This is a genomic window from Rufibacter aurantiacus (assembly GCF_017916345.1).
GTDB lineage: Bacteria > Bacteroidota > Bacteroidia > Cytophagales > Hymenobacteraceae > Nibribacter > Nibribacter roseolus.
The window spans coordinates 1,316,925-1,337,914 of sequence record NZ_JAFMSV010000002.1; the positions used below are offsets into that span (position 1 = coordinate 1,316,925).

Here is a 20,990-nt window from a genome sequence, read left to right on the forward strand (position 1 = left end):
TAGGGAAGTGAGGGGGACGGAGAGGAGTTGTGTTTTGAGGGTGTTTTTAGGAAAGTAGGCTAGAAAAGCAGAAGGACAAAATGCTCTCCCTCTTATCATCTTGGCCCCTCTTCTGTCATCTTGGAAAGATCTTGTGGGCAAACTAGAAAGGCCATGCAGTAACCGCTATTGCAGTTCGCCACCAAGATCCTTTCAGGATGACAGGAAGGAAGAGTGTTAATTGGTCTTGTCTCTATCTACATTGAAGAACTCTTTGAATTTTATTGTAGAGATCATAAATCTTTTTTCCTCAATGACCACCCTACTTCCAATTACAGGGTTATTAGGAGTCATATTGGAATATAAATCCTCTTCCCTCCTAATACCTACGGTGTCCCAACGGGCAATGAGTTCTTTCATTCGATCAGTGAAATACAGCTCTTCCTTTGGAAAGGAAACTTCTTTCCCATCTTCAACATAGTAAATAACTTTCTTTTTGTTCCAAACGCTGCCGTAAACTTTTGCTTGTTCGTAATTGTAGGTCTCAAGAAAGTAAAGAGTGTCACCTGACCTACCAGACAGGTCTAATCTAAATTTCTCTAGTGCAGCTTTCCTTCCTTTTTGAAAAATGAACTTCTTTGTTGAATGATTTTGGTATTGCTCTTTGCTGATTAAATGTGACATCCTATTCAGCCCAGATGCATGACAGCCAATTAAAAACCATGGCAAAACAAGAATGGCAAGCCAGTAACTAGTCTTCATGTTGCGACACCTTATTAAAGCCTTACTTATTTCGGAAGCTTAGAAATTCAATTTTGCCAAAAACAAAAGCCCCTCCTTTCAGAGAGGCTTCCGCTTTCAAAGTTATTTCAAGCCTGATTTCCTTAAAACACTCCTAAAACCCTACTCCATCATATCTGCCGGGCGGGGAGCCTGGGGCGCTACGTCTGGGTTCCAGCTCATGGGGTAGTTTTGGTCAACCAAATCCAACGCGTCAACGGTGAGGTACAGCGGCTTGAACGTGTCAATCATCACGGCCAGTTCATGCGTCTCTTTCTTCCCGATGCTGGCTTCCACGGTGCCGGGGTGCGGGCCGTGCGGGATACCGCTGGGGTGGATGGTGAACGAGGCGATGTCAATGCCTTTGCGGGACATGAAGTTGCCGGCCACGTAGTACAGAATCTCGTCTGAGTCTACGTTGGAGTGGTTGTAGGGTGCCGGAATGGCCAAGGGGTGGTAGTCAAACAGCCGGGGCACGAAGGAACACACCACGAAACCCTGCGTCTCAAAGGTCTGGTGCACGGGCGGCGGCTGGTGGATGCGGCCGGTGATGGGCTCAAAGTCATGGATGGAGAACGCGTATGGGTAAAAGTACCCGTCCCAACCCACCACATCCAGCGGAGAGAAATCATAATAATACTGGTGCAGGAACCCTTCTTTCTTGATCTGGACCAGGTACTCGCCGGGGTCGCTTTCCTGGATCAGTTCGTGGGGCGGACGCAGGTCGCGCTCGCAGTACGGGCTGTGCTCCAGCAGCTGCCCGAAATGGTTGCGGTAGCGGCGCACGGTCTCCACGGGGCTGAAGCTCTCGGTGATGAGCAGGCGCACGGGGCCTTCGTTCCATTTCCACTGGTGGATGATGGTTCTGGGGATGACCACGTAATCGCCGGCCTCCACTTCCAGGCGGCCCATCTGCGAGCGCAACTCCCCTGATCCTTCGTGGATGAACACGATCTCATCGGCTAAGGCATTCTTGTAGAAGTACGTCATCTGGCGCTCGCGCGGAAGGCAGATAGAGATGGTGCAGTCCTTGTTCATCAGGAGCGTTTTGCGGGCGCCCAAGTAATCCTCGCCGGTGGTTTCGCCTTTGAACGGTTTGATATGGTAAGGTGCCAGCGGCACATCTGACTTAACCGGTCCGTAGGGCACCGGCTCTCCTATTTTGGTGATCCTGGTGGGCGCGTGCTGATGGTAGAGCAGCGAGGAAACACCCGAGAAACCCAGCGTCCCCACCAACTGCTCATGGTAGAGACTACCGTCTGGCTGTCTGAACTGGGTGTGTCTTTTGCGGGGAATTTCGCCTAACCGGTGATAGTATGCCATACCTTTTCAATGGGTGAAGGAGTGATGGATTGAGTGAGTGAATGTCTTTTGCTGCGTAACCTATTGTTATTCCAAAGCCGCTTACCAGGGAATTACCTACGTAAGAAGCAAGCTGCGTTTAGGGGCCGTTTTGGTAAAATCGGCTTTAAAACAAAAATACCTGATACCACGGCAGTGACATAGCTTACTGTTTACCTTCCGCAATTCCGCCTTGGCTCCGAAGCGAATAAGTTAGGATATTAGCGCCACAAAGCAAAAAGCGCAACAGGAAATCCTGCTGCGCTTTCTATCTAATTGCCTGGGAATTCTATTTCCCTAAGCTGATGTGCTTGGCCTGGTCAAAAAGCCCCAGCGCCCGTTGGAAATCAGGATCGATCTCGTTGAGGACAGGGTAGAAACCTTCGGCCTCGTAGCGGCTGCGGGCAATAAAGGCCTTGAGGTTGTTCCGGATGGTTTTCTCAGACCTTTTCAGTTCTTTGTTGTCTACCTTGATGGCGGCGCGCTTGGCTTCTTTCAGGAGTCCCTGCATCATGGTTTCCGAGACCTGGAACGACTCCTGGAAGCTGGCCAGGGAAGTATTCTCCAATTGCTGACGATGATCACGGAAGTAATTAAGGGCATACTCGCGCAGCACGTTCTTGCGGTACAGCTCGGTTAGCAGGTTGGTGTTGTCAGTGGTGTCACGCGGTACGAACACGTCTGGCATAATACCTCCGCCGCCGTAGACAATGCGCCCGTGGCTAGTCTTGTACTTGAGCGAATCGTTGAATTTGATGCTGTCCTGGCTGAAGAACTCGCCGTGCTTGTAGCGGTTGGCAATGTCCATCTCGTAATCCTCAGCAGACTCTGGGTCATACGGCTTTTGGATAGAACGGCCGCTTGGCGTGTAGTAGCGGGAGATGGTCAGGCGAAGCTCCGCGCCGTCAGAAAGGGGAATAGGCACCTGCACCAAACCTTTCCCGAAGGAACGGCGACCCACGATCAGGGCGCGGTCATGGTCCTGCAAGGCACCGGCCAGGATCTCAGAGGCCGAGGCGCTTCCCTCGTTGATCAACACAATCAGCTCGCCTTGCTCAAAATCACCCTTCACCTTGGCGTAGTAGTTGGCATCGTACTTATTGCCTTTACCATCTGTGTACACCAGTTTCTTGTTTCCGGCGATGAACTCATCGGCCATGCGGGTAGCGTGGTCCAGGTAGCCGCCAGGGTTATCGCGCAGGTCCAGAATCAGGCGCTGCAAGCCTTGTTTTTTAAGGGCCGTCAGCTTGGATTTGAATTCCTCATAAGTACCGTTGGAGAAGCGGCTTACTTTGATGTAACCGGTCCGGTTGTCTACCATGTACCCCGCATCCACGGATACGGACGGAATTTTGCGGCGCGTTACCGTGAACTGCACCGGCTTGGTTTCATGCGGACGCAACACCGTCAAATTCACCTTGGATCCTCTGGGGCCCCGCAGCTTCTTGAACACCACCTCATTGGAGATATTCACCCCAGCAATGGTCTCGCCGTTCACTTTCAGGATCTTGTCACCCGCCTGGATGCCCACCTGCTCAGAAGGGCCACCGCTCAGCGGCGCAATCACGTACAGCGTATCGCGGAAGATGTTGAACTCCACCCCAATGCCGTCAAAATCGCTCTCCAGGTAAGAATGGGCCAGGGTGAGGTCTTTGGCCGGAATGTAAGAAGAATGCGGGTCCAGCTTCTCCAGCATCTTGTTGATGGCGTATTCAGAGAGATGCTCAGTGTTCACCGTGTCCACGTACTCGCGGTCAATGTAGCTCAGGATCTCCCGGAACTTAAGATAGCCCCGGGCGGTACCCTGCGGATTGTTGGAGCTGGGCTGGAATAAGGTGGCGCCCACCAAGATACCCACGGCCATGGCCAGGCCCAGGAAGAGCGGCAAGCGTACCTGAAACAAAGAATTCTCTATTTTCTTAGGCTCTGTTTTCTCAGTCATATATTATACTAATCACATTAACACAAAAGAAGACTTATCTTACAAGATATTGACTACTTATCAGTTGACCACTTCAGACAAAAACAAATCTTCCTTCATAATACAAAATACAACTCAGTAAAGTTGCCTTCACCGGGCTTATGCGTTAGCGGATAGTTTCTGCGCCATTTTCCTGAGCTCGCGGGCGTACACCTGGCGGTAGTTACCATTGCGGGTGGTAGTATCTGCGGGCGACAAAATGGGACGGGCCTGCACTCTTTTGGCCGTACCCAAGGCGACTTCGGCAATCTGCTTATCAGACCAGTGGCCTTTGAGCGCCCGCAGACACTTGTAGATCAGCTCTGAATCCTCAGATTTGGCTTCCACCAACTGCTCTGTATAATAAGCAATGGTGAGCAGCACGCGGGTATTGCCCATGTCCTGGTAATAGTGCGGGAACAGTTCATGCCGCAGCATCTCGTTGGCGGCCTGCTGCTGCAAGACAAACAGGTAATCTTTCTGCAGGTTTTGCAGCAACACGCCTTTTATATCGGCGTGCTTGTCGGCCCAGTTGGCTTCGCCGGCATGCGCCTCAGAGATACGGGCAATCTCCTCAAACGGATTTTCCTTGACTCCTTTGGGTGGGGTGAGGCCTGCGTATTTAGATCCTTTGGGATAGGTGATCTCGTACTCGGGTTCTTTGGCCCTGGCCGAAGCGGCAGTAGAGGCCTGGGCGTTGGCGGCCGCCACAGAGTCTGCAGTTTGCTTTTTCTCCCCTGTGGTGGTTTTGGTGGCCATGTCACGGAGCATTTTCTCGCACGAGGTAAGGCTTAAGATACTAATACAAGCCACTGCCAACACGGCACGGCTACGGAAGGAATGAATCATGAAATGAATTATAAACCAATGTTTTAAAGTCAGGCACCAGCAACTATATCCTTCCTCTCACTCCTAAAGTAATGCTTTAGGTGAGCCCTCAAAAAGGATTAGGGTAGAATATTTATTCACGTCTTATCCACTTAGCTATCCACCCGCTTGTCCACAGGCTTATCCACTTTGCCGGGGCTTTTCAGGCGGCTGGCCATCTTCTTCAGCTCGCGGGCGTAGACCTGCCGATGGTACCCATTGGTGGTGGTTGTATCTGCGGCAGCCTGTTTCTCGCGGGCCTGTACCCGGGTGGCGGTGGAAAGGGCAGCCTGGGCAAGCTGCTCCTCAGGCCAGTATTGTTTAAGCGCCCGCAGGCACATGTAGATCAGTTTAGCATCCTCAGACTTGGCCTGCAGCAATTGATTCGTGTAAAAACCTATAGCTTCTAACATGTTGGGCTGCGTGGGATCACTGTAGTAATGGTGGAAAAGCTCATGGCGCAACATCTCGTTGGCGGCCTGTTGCTGCAACACAAACAGGTAATCCTTGCCAGCGTGGGCCAGCAGCAGTTGGCGCATATCGGTGTCTTTGCCGGCGTAGTCCCTTACTTCCCCATTGTCGTTCACAATCCGCTGCACCTCCAGGAAAGGATTGGGTTTAACATCTGCCGGCGGCGTGAGGCCCTGGTACTTGGAGCCCGCCGGGAAAGTGATGGTGTACTCCTGCTCCGGCACCACCTGCGCGCGGATGGGCGCTGAGGCCTCCACTTTGGTAGACCTGAAACCGGGCCAGTTCTCTGCATCGGTGTCTGGGTTCAAGAAGAACCGCTGCACCACCAGGGTGGCCAACCCTAAGGCAATCAGGAATACGTCAACTCTATAGCTCTTATCCATGTGAGGGCCTCCCGTCATAAGATGCGCTGCTTCTGTTTCTCTTTTCCACAAGATGCGTTCCGGGCCTTTTTTCCATAAGACAGGGGTAAAACGCACCAACACCTGTTTACCGTGCCTCGTGTTCGCCGGTTTGGTACTCAATTTTGTTCTGCTCCAGTTGCTGCTTTTGCTCAGGCGTGAGCGGCGCCAATTGCCGAAGATCAGGCTGACCCGCGTTTACCCAGGCCGTGTACCAATAACTGGCCACCAGGTGGATGGCCAGCCGCATCTGCCGCTCCACCTGCCCGTTCAGCCCACGGTGGTAGGCCTGGCTGAAATCCCTGGAATAGACCTTGACCGTAGTGGCGCCGCGTTCCTCCAGGCTGTATTTCTTGTCCTCGGGGAAAGTCTTGGTGAGCTGTTTCTCCACGGAAAAGACCGAATCCAGGGCGGCATTAGACCTGGCCACTATCTCCCAGGCGGTGCGGCCGGGATTGGTTAGGTGCTGCGGCGGACCTATAAAGAAATCATATTCCGATGCCCAAAGTTCCGGCAGGCGGCTTTCCCACAACCCATGAATACCTCTTTGGTTTGTGAACTGGCCGTTGTAGTTGTGGGTGGTGTGGAGCGGCACGCAGGCATCAGCTACGTAGTGGCCCAGCTCCGCCGAAAGCCGCAATAGACGCGGGACATCATGCTCCTGAAAAGCCTGGGTGAGCTGGTACTGCACCAACCCGATGTGCCACGGCACAATGCCGTGCCGCTGGAGGGTATCCAGAGTAAATTGCTTTACGGCATCATCCCAACGGCGGGGCAGTTTGCAGGCAGCGCTGTCTCCGTACACGTCCAGGTCAATGAAATGGCGGGCACCCTCCTCCGGCACGGCATACCGTCTCTTGTCCGGGGCCACAGCCTGTTCAACTAAATATGGCAGGTGCTGCTTGTAAAACCCGATCATCTCGGACGGCAGGGTGTACACGGCCTGCTGGTTGATGCGCTGGTGCGCGTAGAAGCCCCAGGCCAGGGCAATCCGTTGCAAGCCAAGCAAAAGCACCAGAAGCAGAAACCGATTTCGCATGCAGTAATATACGAGTTCAAGGCAAAAGAAAAGGTCTGTCTTTCAGGCTTCTTTTCCCGAAAACAGACCCAATGCAGAATGGTAAATTTGTAGTCAGACCAAGACCGGACGTTTAGCGCCAGTTTTTAAGAGTACAGGGCTAAAACAAATCAGAGTTTGGCGCTTTTCTTAGCCTGCAGGTAATCTTCTTTCTTGAATATCTTAATGCCGTAGTAGTTGATTTGCTTGTAATCATAGAGGCGCGCCACAATCTGCTCATCGGCGTAATCTGTGTAGGCGTCCACGAAGTCAAGGCCTTCTACCTGCTCCCCGGCCTCCAGCACGGCCATATCGCGCTGCTTCACGTTCTTCCTGATTTTGTCAAAGGTAGGTCCGCCCTGGGTATTGTAGAGGATTCTGTTGGGGCTGGTGTCACTGTAATAAAGGATACACCAGGCATCGGCGCCTTCCCCCTCGGGATTATAGGCCCAGACGGCTTTACCCATCTTGCCCTCGCTGGGACTCACGTCTGATTTAGACACCCAGCCTTTGCCCTGCAGGAAACCACCGATCTCCTGTTTACCCATGCCCTGCAGCTTCAGAAGCTGCTCCAGGTTCAGACTTTGCCCCGCACAGGTGAGAGAGAGCAATACAAATAACGGAAATAGAAAGAGCTGCTTCATACTACTTTCCTAATTATAACTACCTGTAAGTAAGTTACATCATTTTACTGAGAAAAGAAAGCGTGAGAAGCGTCATGTATCTGAGTAAGGTTGAAAAGTCCCCATAGATGCAAGTGCAAAGGCAAAATAAGAGCTGGTTGGAGGTAAGCACCGATACAGCAGGGCCAATCTGGAGATTGGCGGTACAGTGGCTGCGTAGAGTGCTATGCTAACTCTACGCAGAACAGGGATTGTAGGGCACCTCTGGTGGGTGCCCTTGCAGGTAGCGCCTGTTATTTCCGGTAGCTATTGACTATTGATGTGAACCCGTGGGAGACAAGGCGGTGCATGGTCTCTCCATGATCAGATAACCCAACCAAATGCCACAACCACCTGTTTCCTGCGGCAGGCAGGGACGAAGGCCTACAGTGAGGCCGAGCTCCGGCCTGACGCAAGCAGGGACAGTTAAAGCAGTATTAGCCTGCATTAGCTATGGAACTGAGGACGGCAGCGGGGTGGTACCCTTACTGAAGAAAAGACTGTCTGAGCGTCAGCGAGTTTCTTTTCTTCTTGATTCTTTTGGTTACTTTTCTCATCAAGGAGAAAAGTGACAAACGCGGGCAGGCCGCGGCTGCAGTTCTGAGACTTGGCATGGAAGGAAATAGGAAGTAAAGGCACAATAACACATAGTAGGGGACGCCATGACCGGCAGGTGTAAACACCCCTCTTTATGAGCTGCGCTCGCTGCCTCAAACTCTCGTTTGGGCAATCCTCAAGGGGAGAATCTCGGCTACTCCGGAATCAAAGGTAAAAGCAATGAATTACCAGCTATGCTGAGTGAAAAGTGCCTTTGAGGCTCACGCCTCACTGAAGTTGCAAACTTCAGCCCATGGTAGGTCCAAGTCACAGACTTGAACCAGAGAAAGAGATTGATAAAGGAAACAGCCTCGAAAACCAAAATCGCCTGTAAAACAAAAACCTCACAGGTCTGGCAGACCTATGAGGTTTAAAAAAATCAGAACCAGTATATTACCGCTTACTCAACCCAGCAAACTTCATGCGGTAATCGGCGTCTACGTCACCTTTGGTGATTTTGGTGAGTTTGCCTTTGAGCAGGCGCTTTTTCAGGGCAGAGAGATGATCAGTGAAGAGGATGCCTTCAATGTGGTCGTACTCGTGCTGGATCACGCGGGCGGTCACGTCATCGAACTCCTCAATGTACTCTTTGCCTGCCAGGTCATAGTACTTGATCTTGATGCGCTCCTGGCGCCACACTTCCTCCCGGATGCCGGGAATGCTGAGGCAGCCTTCGTCAAAACCCCACTCCTCGCCGGACTCCTCTAGGATGGTGGGGTTGATGAAGGCCTTTTTCACGCCCTGGTCTTTCTCGTCCTCGTCCATGAAAGGGTTGGAGTCAATCACGAACAGACGGATGCTTTTGCCTATCTGCGGGGCGGCTAGACCTACGCCGTGGGCGTGGTACATGGTCTCAAACATGTCTTCAATGAGCTTTTCCAGCTCAGGGGAATCTAAGGGAATGTCTTTGGCTTTGGTGCGCAGCACCGGATCGCCGTAGGCAACAATAGGGTAGATCATAGATATTGTCTGCTCTCTAGGTAACTCTGTAAAATAATGGTGGCGCTGATCTTGTCCACGGTCTCTTTGTTGGCGCGGGCTTTCTTGCCCAGGCCGGCGTCTATCATGGTCTGGAACGCCATTCTGGACGTAAAGCGTTCATCATGGGTGATGACTTTCTTGTCTGGGAACTGTTTCTGCAGTTTCCGGACAAAGCCCACCACGTGCTGGGTGTTATTGGTGGCTGAACTGTCCAGGTGCTTGGGCATGCCCACCACAAAGGCCTCCACCTCCTCCTTCTGACAGTACTGCGCCAGGAAGGTATGCAGGTCCTTCGCGTGCACCGTATCCAGCCCCGAGGCGATGATCTGCAGCGGATCTGTGACCGCCAGCCCCACCCGCTTCACGCCGTAATCTATGGCCAGTATGCGCCCCATGTCTCGGTTTTTACGTTGTTTTCCGGAAATGGGCCCACAAACAGCGCAGGCATTCTGCTTTGCATGGTTATCGGCCCCGGAATGAGGGCAAAGGTAGCGCATTATTCTGAAAACCCGGCTTCCCCGCCACGGCACCAGTTTTCAACCGAACGGTCTTTTGTGTATCTTGGGAGGTAAAACGAATTTCTTACCCATGTCTCTTCTTTTTTCCGGCCGGTCTCTCCGGCTCACTTTCCTGGCGCTCTTCCTGTGGTGCCTCTCCCACCCTGTTTTTGCCCAAGCCGATCTCCAGAAACTGGATGCCTATTACCAGAAAGCCCTTAAAGACTGGAACGTACCGGGCATGGCCATCGCCATCGTGAAAAACGACTCGGTGGTGTTTGCCAAAGGCTACGGCGTGCGCGACCAGCAGAAAGGCGGTGCCGTGGACGCCAACACCATCTTCGGGATTGCCTCCAACACCAAAGCCTACACTGCCGCCGCGCTGGCCATGCTGGTAGACGAAGGCAAACTGAGCTGGGACGACCCCGTAACCAAATACCTGCCTTACCTGCAACTCTACGACCCCTACGTGACGCAGAGCCTCAACATCAGAGATTTATTAAGCCACCGCGTGGGCCTGCAAACCTTCTCCGGCGATATACTCTGGTACAACACTACTTTCAGCCGCAAAGAGATCCTGGAGCGGGCCAAATACCTCAAACCCGCTTACCCTTTCCGGGGCGGCTACGGCTACTCCAACCTCATGTTCATCGCCGCCGGCGAAGTCATTGAGGCCATCAGCGGAAAACCCTGGGAGCAGTTCATCCAGGAGCGCATCTTCAGGCCGTTGGGCATGAATCGGTCTTACATCTCAGTGAACCAATTGAAGGGAATTGAAAATGTGACCACGCCGCACGGCAATCCTACTTCTGAAAACGGGAAACCCGTGCCTACGGTGCTCACCGCCTGGGACAGTTGGAACCCGGCCGCCGGTATTTTCACCAGCGTGACCGATGACGCCAAATGGCTGAAGCTGCAATTGAACCGGGGCACCTACAAAGGCCAGCGCCTGTTTTCTGAGAATGCCTCGCACACCATGTGGACCATGCACAACGCAACACCGGTAGCAAAAGAGATGGAAAAAACCACGCCTTCCGTTCATTTCAGCGGAGCCGGCTTGGGTTGGATGCTGAACGACTATCAAGGCAAGAAGATAGTGGTGCACGGCGGCGGGCATGAAGGCATGAACAGCCGCACGGTGCTGGTGCCCGAGGAGAAACTGGGCATCGTGATTCTGACCAACAGCATGAGCAGCATCATGGCCCCTATTGCCAACTACACCATAGATCAGTTCCTGGGCATTCAGAACGGACGAGACTGGAGCCAGTTCAACCTGGAGATAGCCGCCAAAGCCCAAGCAGCAGAAAAGGCAGCAGAAGCCAAAGCCGCCAAACAGAAACCCACCAAAGCCAAACTCACCCGTGACCTGAACGCCTACGCCGGCACGTTCCACAGCCCTTACTATGGAGATGCGGTGGTAACAGTGCAGAAAGGAAAACTGATGCTGAGCTTAGTCTCAGCCCCGGCCTTAGGCGGAGAACTCACCCTCTGGCAACCCGATATCTTTGACTTGGCCTGGAAAAACAACTTCGCGCTGCTCACGCCTACCAAGGCGCGTTTCCTGCCTGGTCCAGACGGTTCCATCACCGAGCTGCGCCTGGACGCGAACAACCCAGATCTCCATTTCTCAGAATTGGAATTCAGCCGAACTAATAAGTAATTTTTAGAAAAACAGCCCTTGAACAGGAAGCCCCAAAGCCGAAGAGGACGGAACTCCTGTTTAAGGGCTGTTCTTAGAAAAATGGCCTTAAAACAGCTTCGGCTGTAATAATCCATTCCTTCCTCCGACTAAGGAAATACCCCCTGCGGTAGGTCTGGGCCTAAATGCTCAGCTATCTCAATTTAAATCATTAACTATCATTTGTTTACAAAAAAATCTCTCTTTTGTGATAAGTGGGAATAATTCCATATTATTATAAGCAGAGTCATCCTTTTACCCAACCCAAACAAACTATTCGCATGTCAAAGAAGAGCACTCTGGCAATCTTGCTGGCTGCCGCCATGTTAACCCAGGCCCAGGCCCAGACCAAAGCTACGCCAGCCAAGAAAGCCTCTACTACCACCACTAAAGCCCAGCAGGGTGGTACTCGTAAGTTAGAGACGGTGACCCGCAAAAGTGGCGAACTGGTGATCCCTTACGAGAAATACCAGTTGGCCAACGGCCTTACCGTGATTGTGCACGAAGACCACTCAGACCCCATCGTGCACGTAGACGTGACCTACCACGTAGGCTCCGGCCGCGAGGAAGTGGGTAAGTCTGGTTTCGCGCACTTCTTTGAGCACATGATGTTCCAGGGATCGGATAACGTAGCCGATGAGGAGCACTTCAAGATTGTATCGGAGGTCGGCGGAACCCTGAACGGGACCACCAACCGTGATAGAACCAATTACTTTGAGACCGTTCCTTCAAACCAGTTAGAAACTGCTTTGTGGTTAGAGGCTGACCGCATGGGCTTCCTGCTGGATGCCGTGACCCAGCAGAAATTTGAGGTACAGCGCGAGACCGTGAAGAACGAACGTGGACAGCGCGTAGACAACGCCCCTTACGGCTTGGCTTACGAGAAAATGAGCGCCGCCTTGTATCCGTACGGTCACCCTTACTCCTGGACCACCATCGGGTACATTGAGGACCTGAACCGGGTAAACGTGAATGACCTGAAGAACTTCTTCCTGCGCTGGTACGGCCCGAACAACGCTACCTTAACCGTAGGTGGTGACGTAACGCCAGCCCAGGTGGTGAAACTCGCCGAGAAATACTTCGGTTCAATCCAGCGCGGACCAGAGGTGAAAAACCAGAAACTGCCTGCCCCGGTATTGACCCAGGACCGCTACATTTCCTACGAGGATAACGTGCGTTTCCCGTTGGTACGGATGGTGTTGCCCACCGTGCCGGCCAATCACCCAGATGAGCCAGCCCTGGATGTCCTTTCTGATATCATTGGCGGTGGCAGAACGTCTATCATCTACCAGAACATGGTAAAAACGCAGAAAGCCAACCAGGCCAGCGCGTACCACTCCACTTCTGAATTGGCCGGTGAATTTTCGCTTTCGGCGCGTGTGCTGCCTACCCAGAACCTGGCCGATGCCGAGAAACAGCTGCGCGATGCCATTGCCGAGTTCGAGAAAAAAGGCGTGACCGATGAAGACATCGCCCGTTACAAAGCTTCTTACGAGGCCAGCATCATCAATCGTCTGTCCAGCGTATCTGGCAAGACCTCTACCCTGGCGGCCAATCAGTTCATGACAGGTAACGCCAACCACCTTGTTAAGGAAAGACAAGCCGTGAACGCGGTAACCAAAGCCGATGTGCAACGCGTGTACAACCAGTACGTGAAGGGCAAGAAAGCCGTTATTTTGAGCGTGGTGCCCAAAGGCAAGTCTGAGCTGATTGCCAAAGCCGATAACTTCAAGGTAGACCCATCTGGCTACAAAGCTCCGGCTGACCAGTACTCTGGCCTGAAATACGTGAAAGCCAAAGACACTTTTGACCGTAGCAAGAAGCCCGCTGCTGGCGCTGTTCCGGCCATCACCGTTCCTCCGTTCTGGAAAGAAAGCCTAGCCAACGGCATCAAGGTTATAGGCACGAAGAGTGACGAGGTACCAACCGTAACCCTGTTGTTCACCCTGCAAGGCGGCCACAAACTGGAAGCGAACGATCCTTCTAAAGCCGGTATCGCTTCTTTGACCGCTTCTATGTTGAACGAGTCTTCCCAGAAATTCACCGCCGAGCAGATCAGCACGGAGCTGGAGAAACTGGGTTCATCCATTGGTTTCGACAGCGGCGAGGAAAACATGACCGTCTCTGTGTCTTCCCAGGTGAAAAATCTGGATGCCACGTTGGCCCTGCTGGAAGAGCGCATGTTCCACCCTCGTTTTGACGCTGCTGAGTTTGACCGTATCAAGAAACAAAGACTGGAAGCCATTAAAAACCAGAGCACCCAACCTACCGTGGTTGCCGACAACGTGTACTTAAAAATGCTGTACGGCGAGGGTCACATCCAGGCAATTCCGGTAATGGGCACCGTGAAAACCGTGGAAAGCATCAGCCTGGATGACGTGAAGAAATTCTACGCGAACTACTTCTCTCCATCCGTGACCAACCTGGTAGTGGTGGGCGATGTAGACCAAAAGCAGGTGATGACTAAACTGGCCTTCCTGAACAAGTGGACTCCCAAGCAGGTGACCATGCCGGCTAGCTTCAAGGCGGCCAGCATTGACAAGACCAAGATCTTCATCGTAGACAAAGAGAAAGCCGCCCAGTCTGAGATCAGAATAGGCTATATGGCGCTTCCTTACGATGCCACAGGCGAGTTTTACAAAGCCGGTCTGATGAACTACGTATTGGGTGGCGCTTTCAACAGCCGCATCAACCTGAACCTGCGCGAAGACAAAGGCTACACCTACGGTGCCCGTTCCGGCTTCAACGGCACAGAGGAAGCTGGTCCGTTCGTCGCTATGGCTGGCGTGCGTTCCAATGCCTCTGATGCCTCGGTAGTGGAGTTCATGAAAGAGATCAAGCGTTTCAGAGAAGAAGGTATCACCGATGCCGAGCTGGCCTTTATGAAGAACGCCATCGGGCAGTCTGACGCCCGTCGTTATGAGACCGCGTTCCAGAAAGCTTACTTCCTTAACAACATCCTGCGCTACAACCTGACGCCGGACTATGTGACCAAGCAGAACGAGATCCTGAAAACCATCACCAAAGAGGAGATCAACGCGCTGGCCAAAAAGTACCTGCCGGTTGATAACATGAGCATCATGCTGGTGGGCGACAAAGCTGCCATCAAACCAGGGCTGGAGAAACTGGGCTATGATGTAGTGGAGCTGGACCCAGACGGTGCCCCGGTAATGGCGAATGCCGCTGCTGCCCCGGCTACCCCTGAAGTGAAGAAAGCAGAACCTGTGAAAAAAGGCCGCAAAGCCCGCGCAGAAGGTCGCGTTTTCTAGATTGATATTTGGTGGGTTAGCCCCTAAAAGGGAGACCTGTTTTAAAGGCGTTTTCGGGAAAAGACCCCGGGAACGCCTTTTTTTATTTTACATCGTAAATACAATATATAACTGATAACAAGCGGGTTACTTAACGCACTTTTCAGAATTAAAGAGAGTACTTAAAGATGCGCTGCCATGCCAAGATTTCTCCTTTTCTGCGCCGTTGCTATGCTGTTGGCCGGGCTCAACGCCTGCTCCTCAGACCCCGCTTTGCAGTTTGAGCGTCCGCAGCCCCTGACCGGCACAGAAGAACCCGCTTTCCCGGAGGCGCTTTGGGGGCAGTACTTCAACGCGCAGGACAGCACCACCCTCCTGCTCACGTCCTCGGCCCTGGTCCAGAAAATGCAGTTTCTTTCTCCTACCGCGGTGCAGGAACTTAAACAGGATTCCATTCCGTACAAAGTGGAAAACGGCCGGCTCTACCGTAGCGATTTCCCTGAGGGACTGCCCATCGTGCGGAGCACCCCAGATTCGCTTTACCTGCAGGTCACCATCCTGGATACGCTGTTCGCGCAGGATGCCACCCACCAACTACGGTCTTTCAAAGGAATGTATTTCCTAAACCAACAGATAGCGCCCAACCGCTGGAAGGTTTTCTGCCTGAGCCGGCAGGGCCGCAAGCACATCCGGCTGCAATACCTGGATGACTCCGTGGACCGCGTGAAACTGGAGGAGATCATCCCCCTCCGCGAAACCGGCAAGGTGTTCCTGGCCGATCCCTCCCAGAAGGACCTCCGGAAGTTCCTCAAGCAAGGTGGCTTCAGCCAAAGGGAAACCTACACCCGCGTTTCTGAGGGTCCTGACCTCTAAAGAGCAGCCGTTTCTTTTCCACGGCTTTCTCCCGCAAATTTCCAAACCGCGTTTCGCAGTCAATTTTAGGAAAACAGGCTAAAAACCCAACCGCTGGCGCGAGCCTCCGGCTCGTGTCCGCACGCATTGCAGATCCTCTTCTGCTTCCTGGTTTCAGAGTTCAGGCATTACCCCTCCATTCTAATTGACAGCACTCTTCCTGTTTGTCATCTTGGAAAGATCTTGTGGGCGAACTGAAAAGGCGTTAAAGAAACGCTACTACCGCTTGTTCCCAAGATCCTTTCAGGATGACAAAACGGTGTTTTAAAATGCGTGCGGACACGAGCCGGAGGCTCGCGCCAGCGAAGATTACCTAAATCTCGGAGAGTGACTTAGTACAAGAGAAGACTATTGCGTATTAGGACTGTTTTTCAGAAAACACCTTAAAAGCTCTTCCGGAGTTGCAGGCCCGTGTAGAAGTTGCGGCCGGGTGCGGCCTGGAAGTAGCGGTTCCCGAAGGCGTTCAGGTCATTGCCCAGGCTGTAATCGCGGTTAGTGGCGTTGTCTATGCCGCCGTACAGGTCCAGGTGCCAGGTCTGCGCGAAGGTGCGCCGGAAACCGGTGCGGGCGCCCAGAATGAAGTAGTCTGGGGCGTACACCGTATTGGCATCGTTCAGCGGAATTTCGTCTGAGTAGTTGGCGGTGACGTTGAGGTAAAGGCCCAGTTGGCTTTCTACGTCAAGGCCGGCGACGGCCACGTGCGGCGCGGTGCCAGTGAGGCGGTTGCCTGAGAAATTGTTCTCGTTCTGCTGGTAGTCCAAAAACCGGAAACGGTTGTAGGTGTAGGTTCCCCAAAGCCGCAGTAAGCTGAGCGCCGCTTTGGGCGCCTGCACAAACGCATAGCCGGCGGCCACTTCTACGCCCTGCTGCCGGGTAGTGCCGGCGTTCGCGAACACGGCTACGCCTGAGGGGGTGGTGCGGCTCACAATGGTTTCCTTCAACTTGAAATGGAAAGCGACCACATCAAACGTGAACCGCTGATTGAACAGGCTTCCTCTTACCCCAGCCTCGTAATTAGTGCCACGCTCGGGCTGCAAAGAAAGGTTGATGCTGGCATCTGAGGGACGAACCTCGGCCTCAGTGGGCGGCGAGAACCCGGCGCTTACGCTGGCGTGCGCCGATAACGTGGGCGAGATCACTTTCACCAAACCAACCCTGGGCGAGAACTGCGCGTCAATGCTGCGGCTTTGTTTATACCCCTCGGGGTTGGTGCTGGCGTCTGAGACACGGGCCAGGTCATAGCGCAGTGAGTTCAGGCTGGCGCCCAGCGTGAGCAGGAAACTAGCCGGCAAATCCACCTCGGCCTGCCCGAAGACAAAGCCTTCTTTCACGGTCACTTCATCGTCATAGTTCAGAGGACCGGGCGTACCGCCTTTGTTCACGTACTGGCGGGCATTCACAAAACGGCGCTGCCCCTCGCCCCCCAGGGTGAAGCGGGTAGGCAGGCTGGCTACCCGGGTGCGGTACGTGGTACGGGTTCTCGCCCCGAAGCTCTGGTTTACGTTACGCTCATAATCGGTTACGAAGGGGTGGTTCAGGAAACTGAACACCCCAAACAGAGAGGTGGTGTTGCTCCAGCGGTCGTTGAACTGGTAGTTGTGCACAAAGCCAAGGTTCAGGCCTTCCACGTTCAAAGAAGCGTTCTGATCTTTGTTCAGCTGTCGCGCCGCCCTAGGGTTGGCGGCAAACTGTTCCCGGGTAAGGGCGCCGGGCAGTTCATAGAACAGGTCTGAGTACAGAGCATGGAAAGAGAAGGTTTGCTTCTGATTTGGGAAAAACTGCCCTGAAAGGAGGACGTTCTTGCGGTCCATAGCACTCTGCTCGCGGTAACCGTCCAGGGTTTGGCGGTCAAAGCGCAGGAGCAGATTAGATTTCTCGGAGGCCACGCTGGCGGCGGCAAATCCCCGGCGCAGGCCGTAAGAACCTACTTGTCCGCCGGCCATGACACTGCTTTCTATAGGCTTGGCCGTTTCCAGCAGAATGGTCCCGCCCGTACCGGCGCCGTACACACTTCCGGCCGGACCTTTGATGACTTCTATGTTCCCGATGAGGCCCGGGTCCAGCATGTTCAGCGGAATGGTACCGTTCGCTTCCACCAGGGGCACTTCGTTCAGGTAGATTTTCACGTTACGCACTCCGTACGGCGCCCGCAGCGAACTTCCCCTGATGGAGATGCGGTAACTGGCCGTAGCCCGTTCTTCCATGCGCACGCCGGGCAAGGTATTAAGCGCGGGCACTAACGTGGTCTGGGAAAAACGCTCCAAATCACGGGTAGACAGCAACCCGATGGCGCCGGCAGTTTCCTGTAACGGCCTCCGGGTTTCATAGCCTCTCACCACCACCTCCTGCAGATTCACGGCCAATGGCTCCAGCAGAATGACCAACGGCTTTCCGCTTAGCGGCACCACCAGTTTCTGCAACTGGTGACTGGTCACGCGCTGCACCAGCAAAGTATCAAAACGCGAAGCCAGCACAATCCTGAACTGGCCGGCGGCATCGGTGAGGACCTGGGTTCCGGTAGCGGCCTCGCTCACCAAGGCACCTTCCAACGGCTGCTGCGAACGCGCATCCAGCACGCGCCCGTCTACGGTTACCTGGGCCCAGGCCGTAAAAAAAGAAAAGAGGAAAACGAAAGCGAAAAGGTATTTCATGGGATGGAATTCAAAGACAAGCAGAAGAAGGGGCGGCCGCATTGGCTTTCCTTTTAATGCTATTTTCAGGAAACCGGGCTTAAAACAAAGTTTGCTTCCAGCCTTGCCGCTGCCGGATTTGCTTACGGAATCTGGTTAGAACCGGCGGTACAAACCTAGGAAAATCCTCTCGCTTTTTCCATCAGTTGTTTGGCACACCCTGATTTGCTTCTTAGCCTCCCTTAGGCGAACGCCACTGAAACAATCAAGCTTAGCCGAGCCGCCTTGTGCGTTGTCCAGCTTGTTGAACAATAATATAGCTGAGCATGCACTTTATAGGACGGTAACTATATAGTATATTCGGTGGCCCGGTTCCGTTTATCAAGCTACCGTTGGTCGGATAACCGGAAGTTTGGTTCTGTTCAAGGTGTCAATAAACGGAACAGCTCCGTTTACACAGTAGTTAGGTCTAATTTTAAAAACAGAAATGAAAAATTTGCTCCTCGTTCTACTGATACTTTCTTCCGCAATGGCTTACGGTCAGACAGTGAAGATTACGGACGAGCAATACAACCAAAGCGGTGCTATCAAAATAGTTTTTGTCCAGAGCATAGAGGAGGCCAAAGAACTCGCTGAAGAAGATATAAGAAAGGGACTTCCTTTTCTGCTGCTCCAAAGTGGTATATCACCAGTAGTCTATCCCACGGACAGCGAGTTTGAGGAAACTTTCAAGGCCTATTATTACGAATCTGGCTGCACTGGCCCTAGACTAGAATACGCGAGAGCTTACAACCAAAGAATCTTCTCCTACCTTACAGAAACACATGGGACAAAGTGGAAGAGAAAAATCAGGAAGGATGTAATCGGGTTTAAAAAGTGATAGTCAAATAATTCAAGCTTTTGCGTTTTCAGCCTGATTTTCAGAAAACGGGCTAAAAAGGTACAATTTAAAATAACCGGCTTCACCTAATATTTGCACCTGTTTTAAGGCTATTTTCTAGAAACCAGGCCATAAACAGTAAGAAAATGCGGTCACTAAAAAGAAAAAACTAGACCTAACAACGTGTAAACGTCAGCAGCGGCCGACGGCCTCGCCCTCGTTTACACAAGTACGTTAGCACCAATAAAAAAGAAATGGATAGAAGGATTCTGATTTTTTCAATCTTATACACAATTATCACAATCTTCTTCTTTATCAACATCAGTAAAGACCAAAGTAACTCTCTTACCTATGTTTACATCTTCCCCATTTTCTGGGTGTTAGGAGGAATTACATTAGGACTACTGTTATGGTTAGGAAGAGTAAAAATGAAAGGCTGGAATACCGTTGGATTCTTATTTAGCACTCCCTTGCCAACTTTTGTTCTCATAACAATAGTAAAGACTATGAATCCATCTCCTGAATACACTCAAGAGCATAATAAAAATGGACACCGCATCAAGGAAGTAAAATATTCAGGCGGCATCTTAAAGCCAGAGAGGAAAGAATACTGGACTAGCGTAGATAGTGTAACTGAAAAAAATCCGTATCCTTTATCAGAAGAATATCGCTTGGACAGCATAATCTACTATGACAAATCTGGGCAGGTAAGTAAAAAGGAAGTGAAATAGAACATAAAGAATTACTGGTGCTAACACTGTGTAAACACCATGCTTCGCCCAACGGCCTCGCACGTTGTTTACACGAGACCGTTATGCCTCATTTTAAATAATAATGAAATTATTTCCATCGAACAGTTACACTGTTGAGTTAAGCAACGACAGTTCTTTAGCATTAGAAAACCTTAAGCAAAACACGAAACTTACCGATTCACTTGTTTCGGAATTGACTCAGAAGCCATTCATTGGCCAAGTTCAAGAAAGTAGGTTTAAAGTGATTTCCTCTGCCCCAGGATATGGCTCGCTTTGTGTCCTAATAGGTAATTTTCAAGGTAAAGAAGGCATAATCAATATTAAAATACATAATGCATTCAAAGTTCTTTCCTTGATTCTCATGATTCTCCCGATAATTCTAGTAGGAGTTACCCTTGCAACAAGAGAAGTGAAATATCCATTTGATTTAATTGTACCTATTTTGATGGCAATTACATTTGTTAGATTTGGTCTTATAGGGTTAGGATTTCGGATCGTCTCAAATAAAAGTCTGAATCGGCTAAGAGAAGTAATAAATATGCGTGAAATAAAAAACGTGGCATAACAAGGTATAAACGTCACCTCGGCCGACGGCCTTCGGCGTCGTTTATACGAGACCGTTGGGTGCAAATAAATTACATATATGAGGTTATTAATTATCTGCTTTTTAATTTGCAAAGGAATCCTTATATCATATTCTCAAACAATGGAGAATAATCCTATAGCAAGAACATTAGAAACTTTTAAGCTCCACGAACTAATTTCTGAACCTGCATACTTGGAATTAGCAGAAAGAGTAAAAGAAGGAGAAATAACTACTAATAAAGAGCTAATTGGCCGTTTGATAAAACTTCATTTCGAAGGAAGGCCTGAAGATGTACAGGAAACCATAAAACTAAGGGATACAAAAGAAAAATATTATTATGTAGTGCCTCGTGTTTTAGTAGATATTGAATTGCCTCAAAAGTATTCTGATTTAATTGTCAATTTCTATGAACAAGGAGTAATAAGTAAAAAGAGTAAAAATAAGATGCTTAAAAGTTTAAAGACCCCATCTGCTCTAATTGATGTTAGTGTGCAGGAAGGGACTTTCCATTATTTTTATCTTAAAAGCATTTGTGAAGCAATAAATTAAAAAAATATCAGCACCTAACACTGCATATATGCCAGCTTTCGGCCAAAGGCCTCAGCCGTCTTTTATACTAGGCCGTTGGCTGTCAAAAAAACTATAAAATGAAAAAATTATTACTCCTAATTGTACTGACTTTAAGTACGTCATTTCTAACGGTTGCTCAAA

At 51.3% G+C, this 20,990-nt stretch carries 16 protein-coding genes and 2 pseudogenes; 8 read left to right on the forward strand and 10 right to left on the reverse strand.

The features are described 5' to 3' along the window. Nucleotides 1–216: 216 nt before the first annotated feature. From J3P34_RS10510 to ruvX, 9 genes are all read right to left on the reverse strand, one after another. Nucleotides 217–741: a hypothetical protein gene (locus J3P34_RS10510; RefSeq protein ID WP_210488439.1), complete on the reverse strand. Its 525-nt coding sequence runs from the start codon at nucleotides 739–741 to the stop codon at nucleotides 217–219. 141 nt (nucleotides 742–882) lie between these two features. After that, a complete protein-coding gene (locus tag J3P34_RS10515; protein WP_210488441.1) occupies nucleotides 883–2,082 on the reverse strand; it encodes a homogentisate 1,2-dioxygenase in 1,200 nt (399 codons plus the stop codon). A 307-nt stretch (nucleotides 2,083–2,389) separates the two neighbouring features. Further along, nucleotides 2,390–4,042, reverse strand: a complete 1,653-nt coding sequence (locus J3P34_RS10520; protein WP_210488443.1) for a S41 family peptidase — start codon at nucleotides 4,040–4,042, stop codon at nucleotides 2,390–2,392. A 138-nt stretch (nucleotides 4,043–4,180) separates the two neighbouring features. Next, nucleotides 4,181–4,909 (reverse strand): hypothetical protein, encoded by a 729-nt coding sequence (locus J3P34_RS10525; RefSeq protein WP_210463141.1) that lies wholly within the window; start codon nucleotides 4,907–4,909, stop codon nucleotides 4,181–4,183. Nucleotides 4,910–5,040: 131 nt separating this feature from the next. Next, nucleotides 5,041–5,781, reverse strand: coding sequence for a hypothetical protein (locus J3P34_RS10530; RefSeq protein ID WP_210488445.1), 741 nt, complete (start codon nucleotides 5,779–5,781; stop codon nucleotides 5,041–5,043). A 106-nt stretch (nucleotides 5,782–5,887) separates the two neighbouring features. Further along, nucleotides 5,888–6,838 (reverse strand): zinc dependent phospholipase C family protein, encoded by a 951-nt coding sequence (locus tag J3P34_RS10535; protein ID WP_210488446.1) that lies wholly within the window; start codon nucleotides 6,836–6,838, stop codon nucleotides 5,888–5,890. Nucleotides 6,839–6,987: 149 nt separating this feature from the next. Beyond that, the gene (locus tag J3P34_RS10540; protein WP_210488448.1) at nucleotides 6,988–7,500 is read right to left on the reverse strand and encodes a hypothetical protein; all 513 of its coding nucleotides are present in this window, start codon (nucleotides 7,498–7,500) and stop codon (nucleotides 6,988–6,990) included. A gap of 1,008 nt (nucleotides 7,501–8,508) precedes the next feature. Then, on the reverse strand, nucleotides 8,509–9,075 hold the full coding sequence (gene def, locus J3P34_RS10545; protein WP_210488450.1) for a peptide deformylase: 567 nt from the start codon (nucleotides 9,073–9,075) through the stop codon (nucleotides 8,509–8,511). Beyond that, a complete protein-coding gene (gene ruvX, locus J3P34_RS10550) occupies nucleotides 9,072–9,491 on the reverse strand; it encodes a Holliday junction resolvase RuvX (RefSeq protein ID WP_210488452.1) in 420 nt (139 codons plus the stop codon). The genes def and ruvX overlap by 4 nt, the downstream gene beginning before the upstream one ends. Before the next feature lie 193 nt (nucleotides 9,492–9,684). Between ruvX and J3P34_RS10555 the strand changes: the two genes are divergently transcribed. The 4 genes and pseudogenes from J3P34_RS10555 to J3P34_RS10565 all read left to right on the forward strand — a co-directional run bounded on the left by J3P34_RS10555 (nucleotide 9,685) and on the right by J3P34_RS10565 (nucleotide 15,392). Beyond that, the gene (locus J3P34_RS10555; protein WP_210488453.1) at nucleotides 9,685–11,253 is read left to right on the forward strand and encodes a serine hydrolase; all 1,569 of its coding nucleotides are present in this window, start codon (nucleotides 9,685–9,687) and stop codon (nucleotides 11,251–11,253) included. Nucleotides 11,254–11,594: 341 nt separating this feature from the next. Then, nucleotides 11,595–12,749: pseudogene (locus J3P34_RS22445) on the forward strand (M16 family metallopeptidase); the annotation flags it as partial. 450 nt (nucleotides 12,750–13,199) lie between these two features. Further along, nucleotides 13,200–14,540: pseudogene (locus tag J3P34_RS22450) on the forward strand (M16 family metallopeptidase); the annotation flags it as partial. Nucleotides 14,541–14,717: 177 nt separating this feature from the next. After that, nucleotides 14,718–15,392 carry a hypothetical protein gene (locus J3P34_RS10565; protein WP_210488457.1) on the forward strand — a complete coding sequence of 225 codons (675 nt, stop codon included), beginning with the start codon at nucleotides 14,718–14,720 and terminating at the stop codon, nucleotides 15,390–15,392. 422 nt (nucleotides 15,393–15,814) lie between these two features. Here the strand turns inward: J3P34_RS10565 and J3P34_RS10570 are convergent, their stop codons facing one another. Beyond that, complete coding sequence (locus J3P34_RS10570; protein WP_210488459.1) at nucleotides 15,815–18,082, reverse strand: TonB-dependent receptor; 2,268 nt, start codon at nucleotides 18,080–18,082, stop codon at nucleotides 15,815–15,817. A 466-nt stretch (nucleotides 18,083–18,548) separates the two neighbouring features. On the opposite strand from J3P34_RS10570, the gene J3P34_RS10575 reads away from it, so the two are divergent. From J3P34_RS10575 to J3P34_RS10590, 4 genes are all read left to right on the forward strand, one after another. Beyond that, on the forward strand, nucleotides 18,549–18,941 hold the full coding sequence (locus J3P34_RS10575) for an FEKKY domain-containing protein (RefSeq protein WP_210463376.1): 393 nt from the start codon (nucleotides 18,549–18,551) through the stop codon (nucleotides 18,939–18,941). 254 nt (nucleotides 18,942–19,195) lie between these two features. Further along, on the forward strand, nucleotides 19,196–19,672 hold the full coding sequence (locus J3P34_RS10580) for a hypothetical protein (RefSeq protein ID WP_210488461.1): 477 nt from the start codon (nucleotides 19,196–19,198) through the stop codon (nucleotides 19,670–19,672). Between the two features lie 103 nt (nucleotides 19,673–19,775). Continuing rightward, the gene (locus J3P34_RS10585; protein ID WP_210488463.1) at nucleotides 19,776–20,258 is read left to right on the forward strand and encodes a hypothetical protein; all 483 of its coding nucleotides are present in this window, start codon (nucleotides 19,776–19,778) and stop codon (nucleotides 20,256–20,258) included. 141 nt (nucleotides 20,259–20,399) lie between these two features. Continuing rightward, nucleotides 20,400–20,828 (forward strand): hypothetical protein, encoded by a 429-nt coding sequence (locus tag J3P34_RS10590; RefSeq protein ID WP_210488464.1) that lies wholly within the window; start codon nucleotides 20,400–20,402, stop codon nucleotides 20,826–20,828. Nucleotides 20,829–20,990 lie beyond the last annotated feature (162 nt).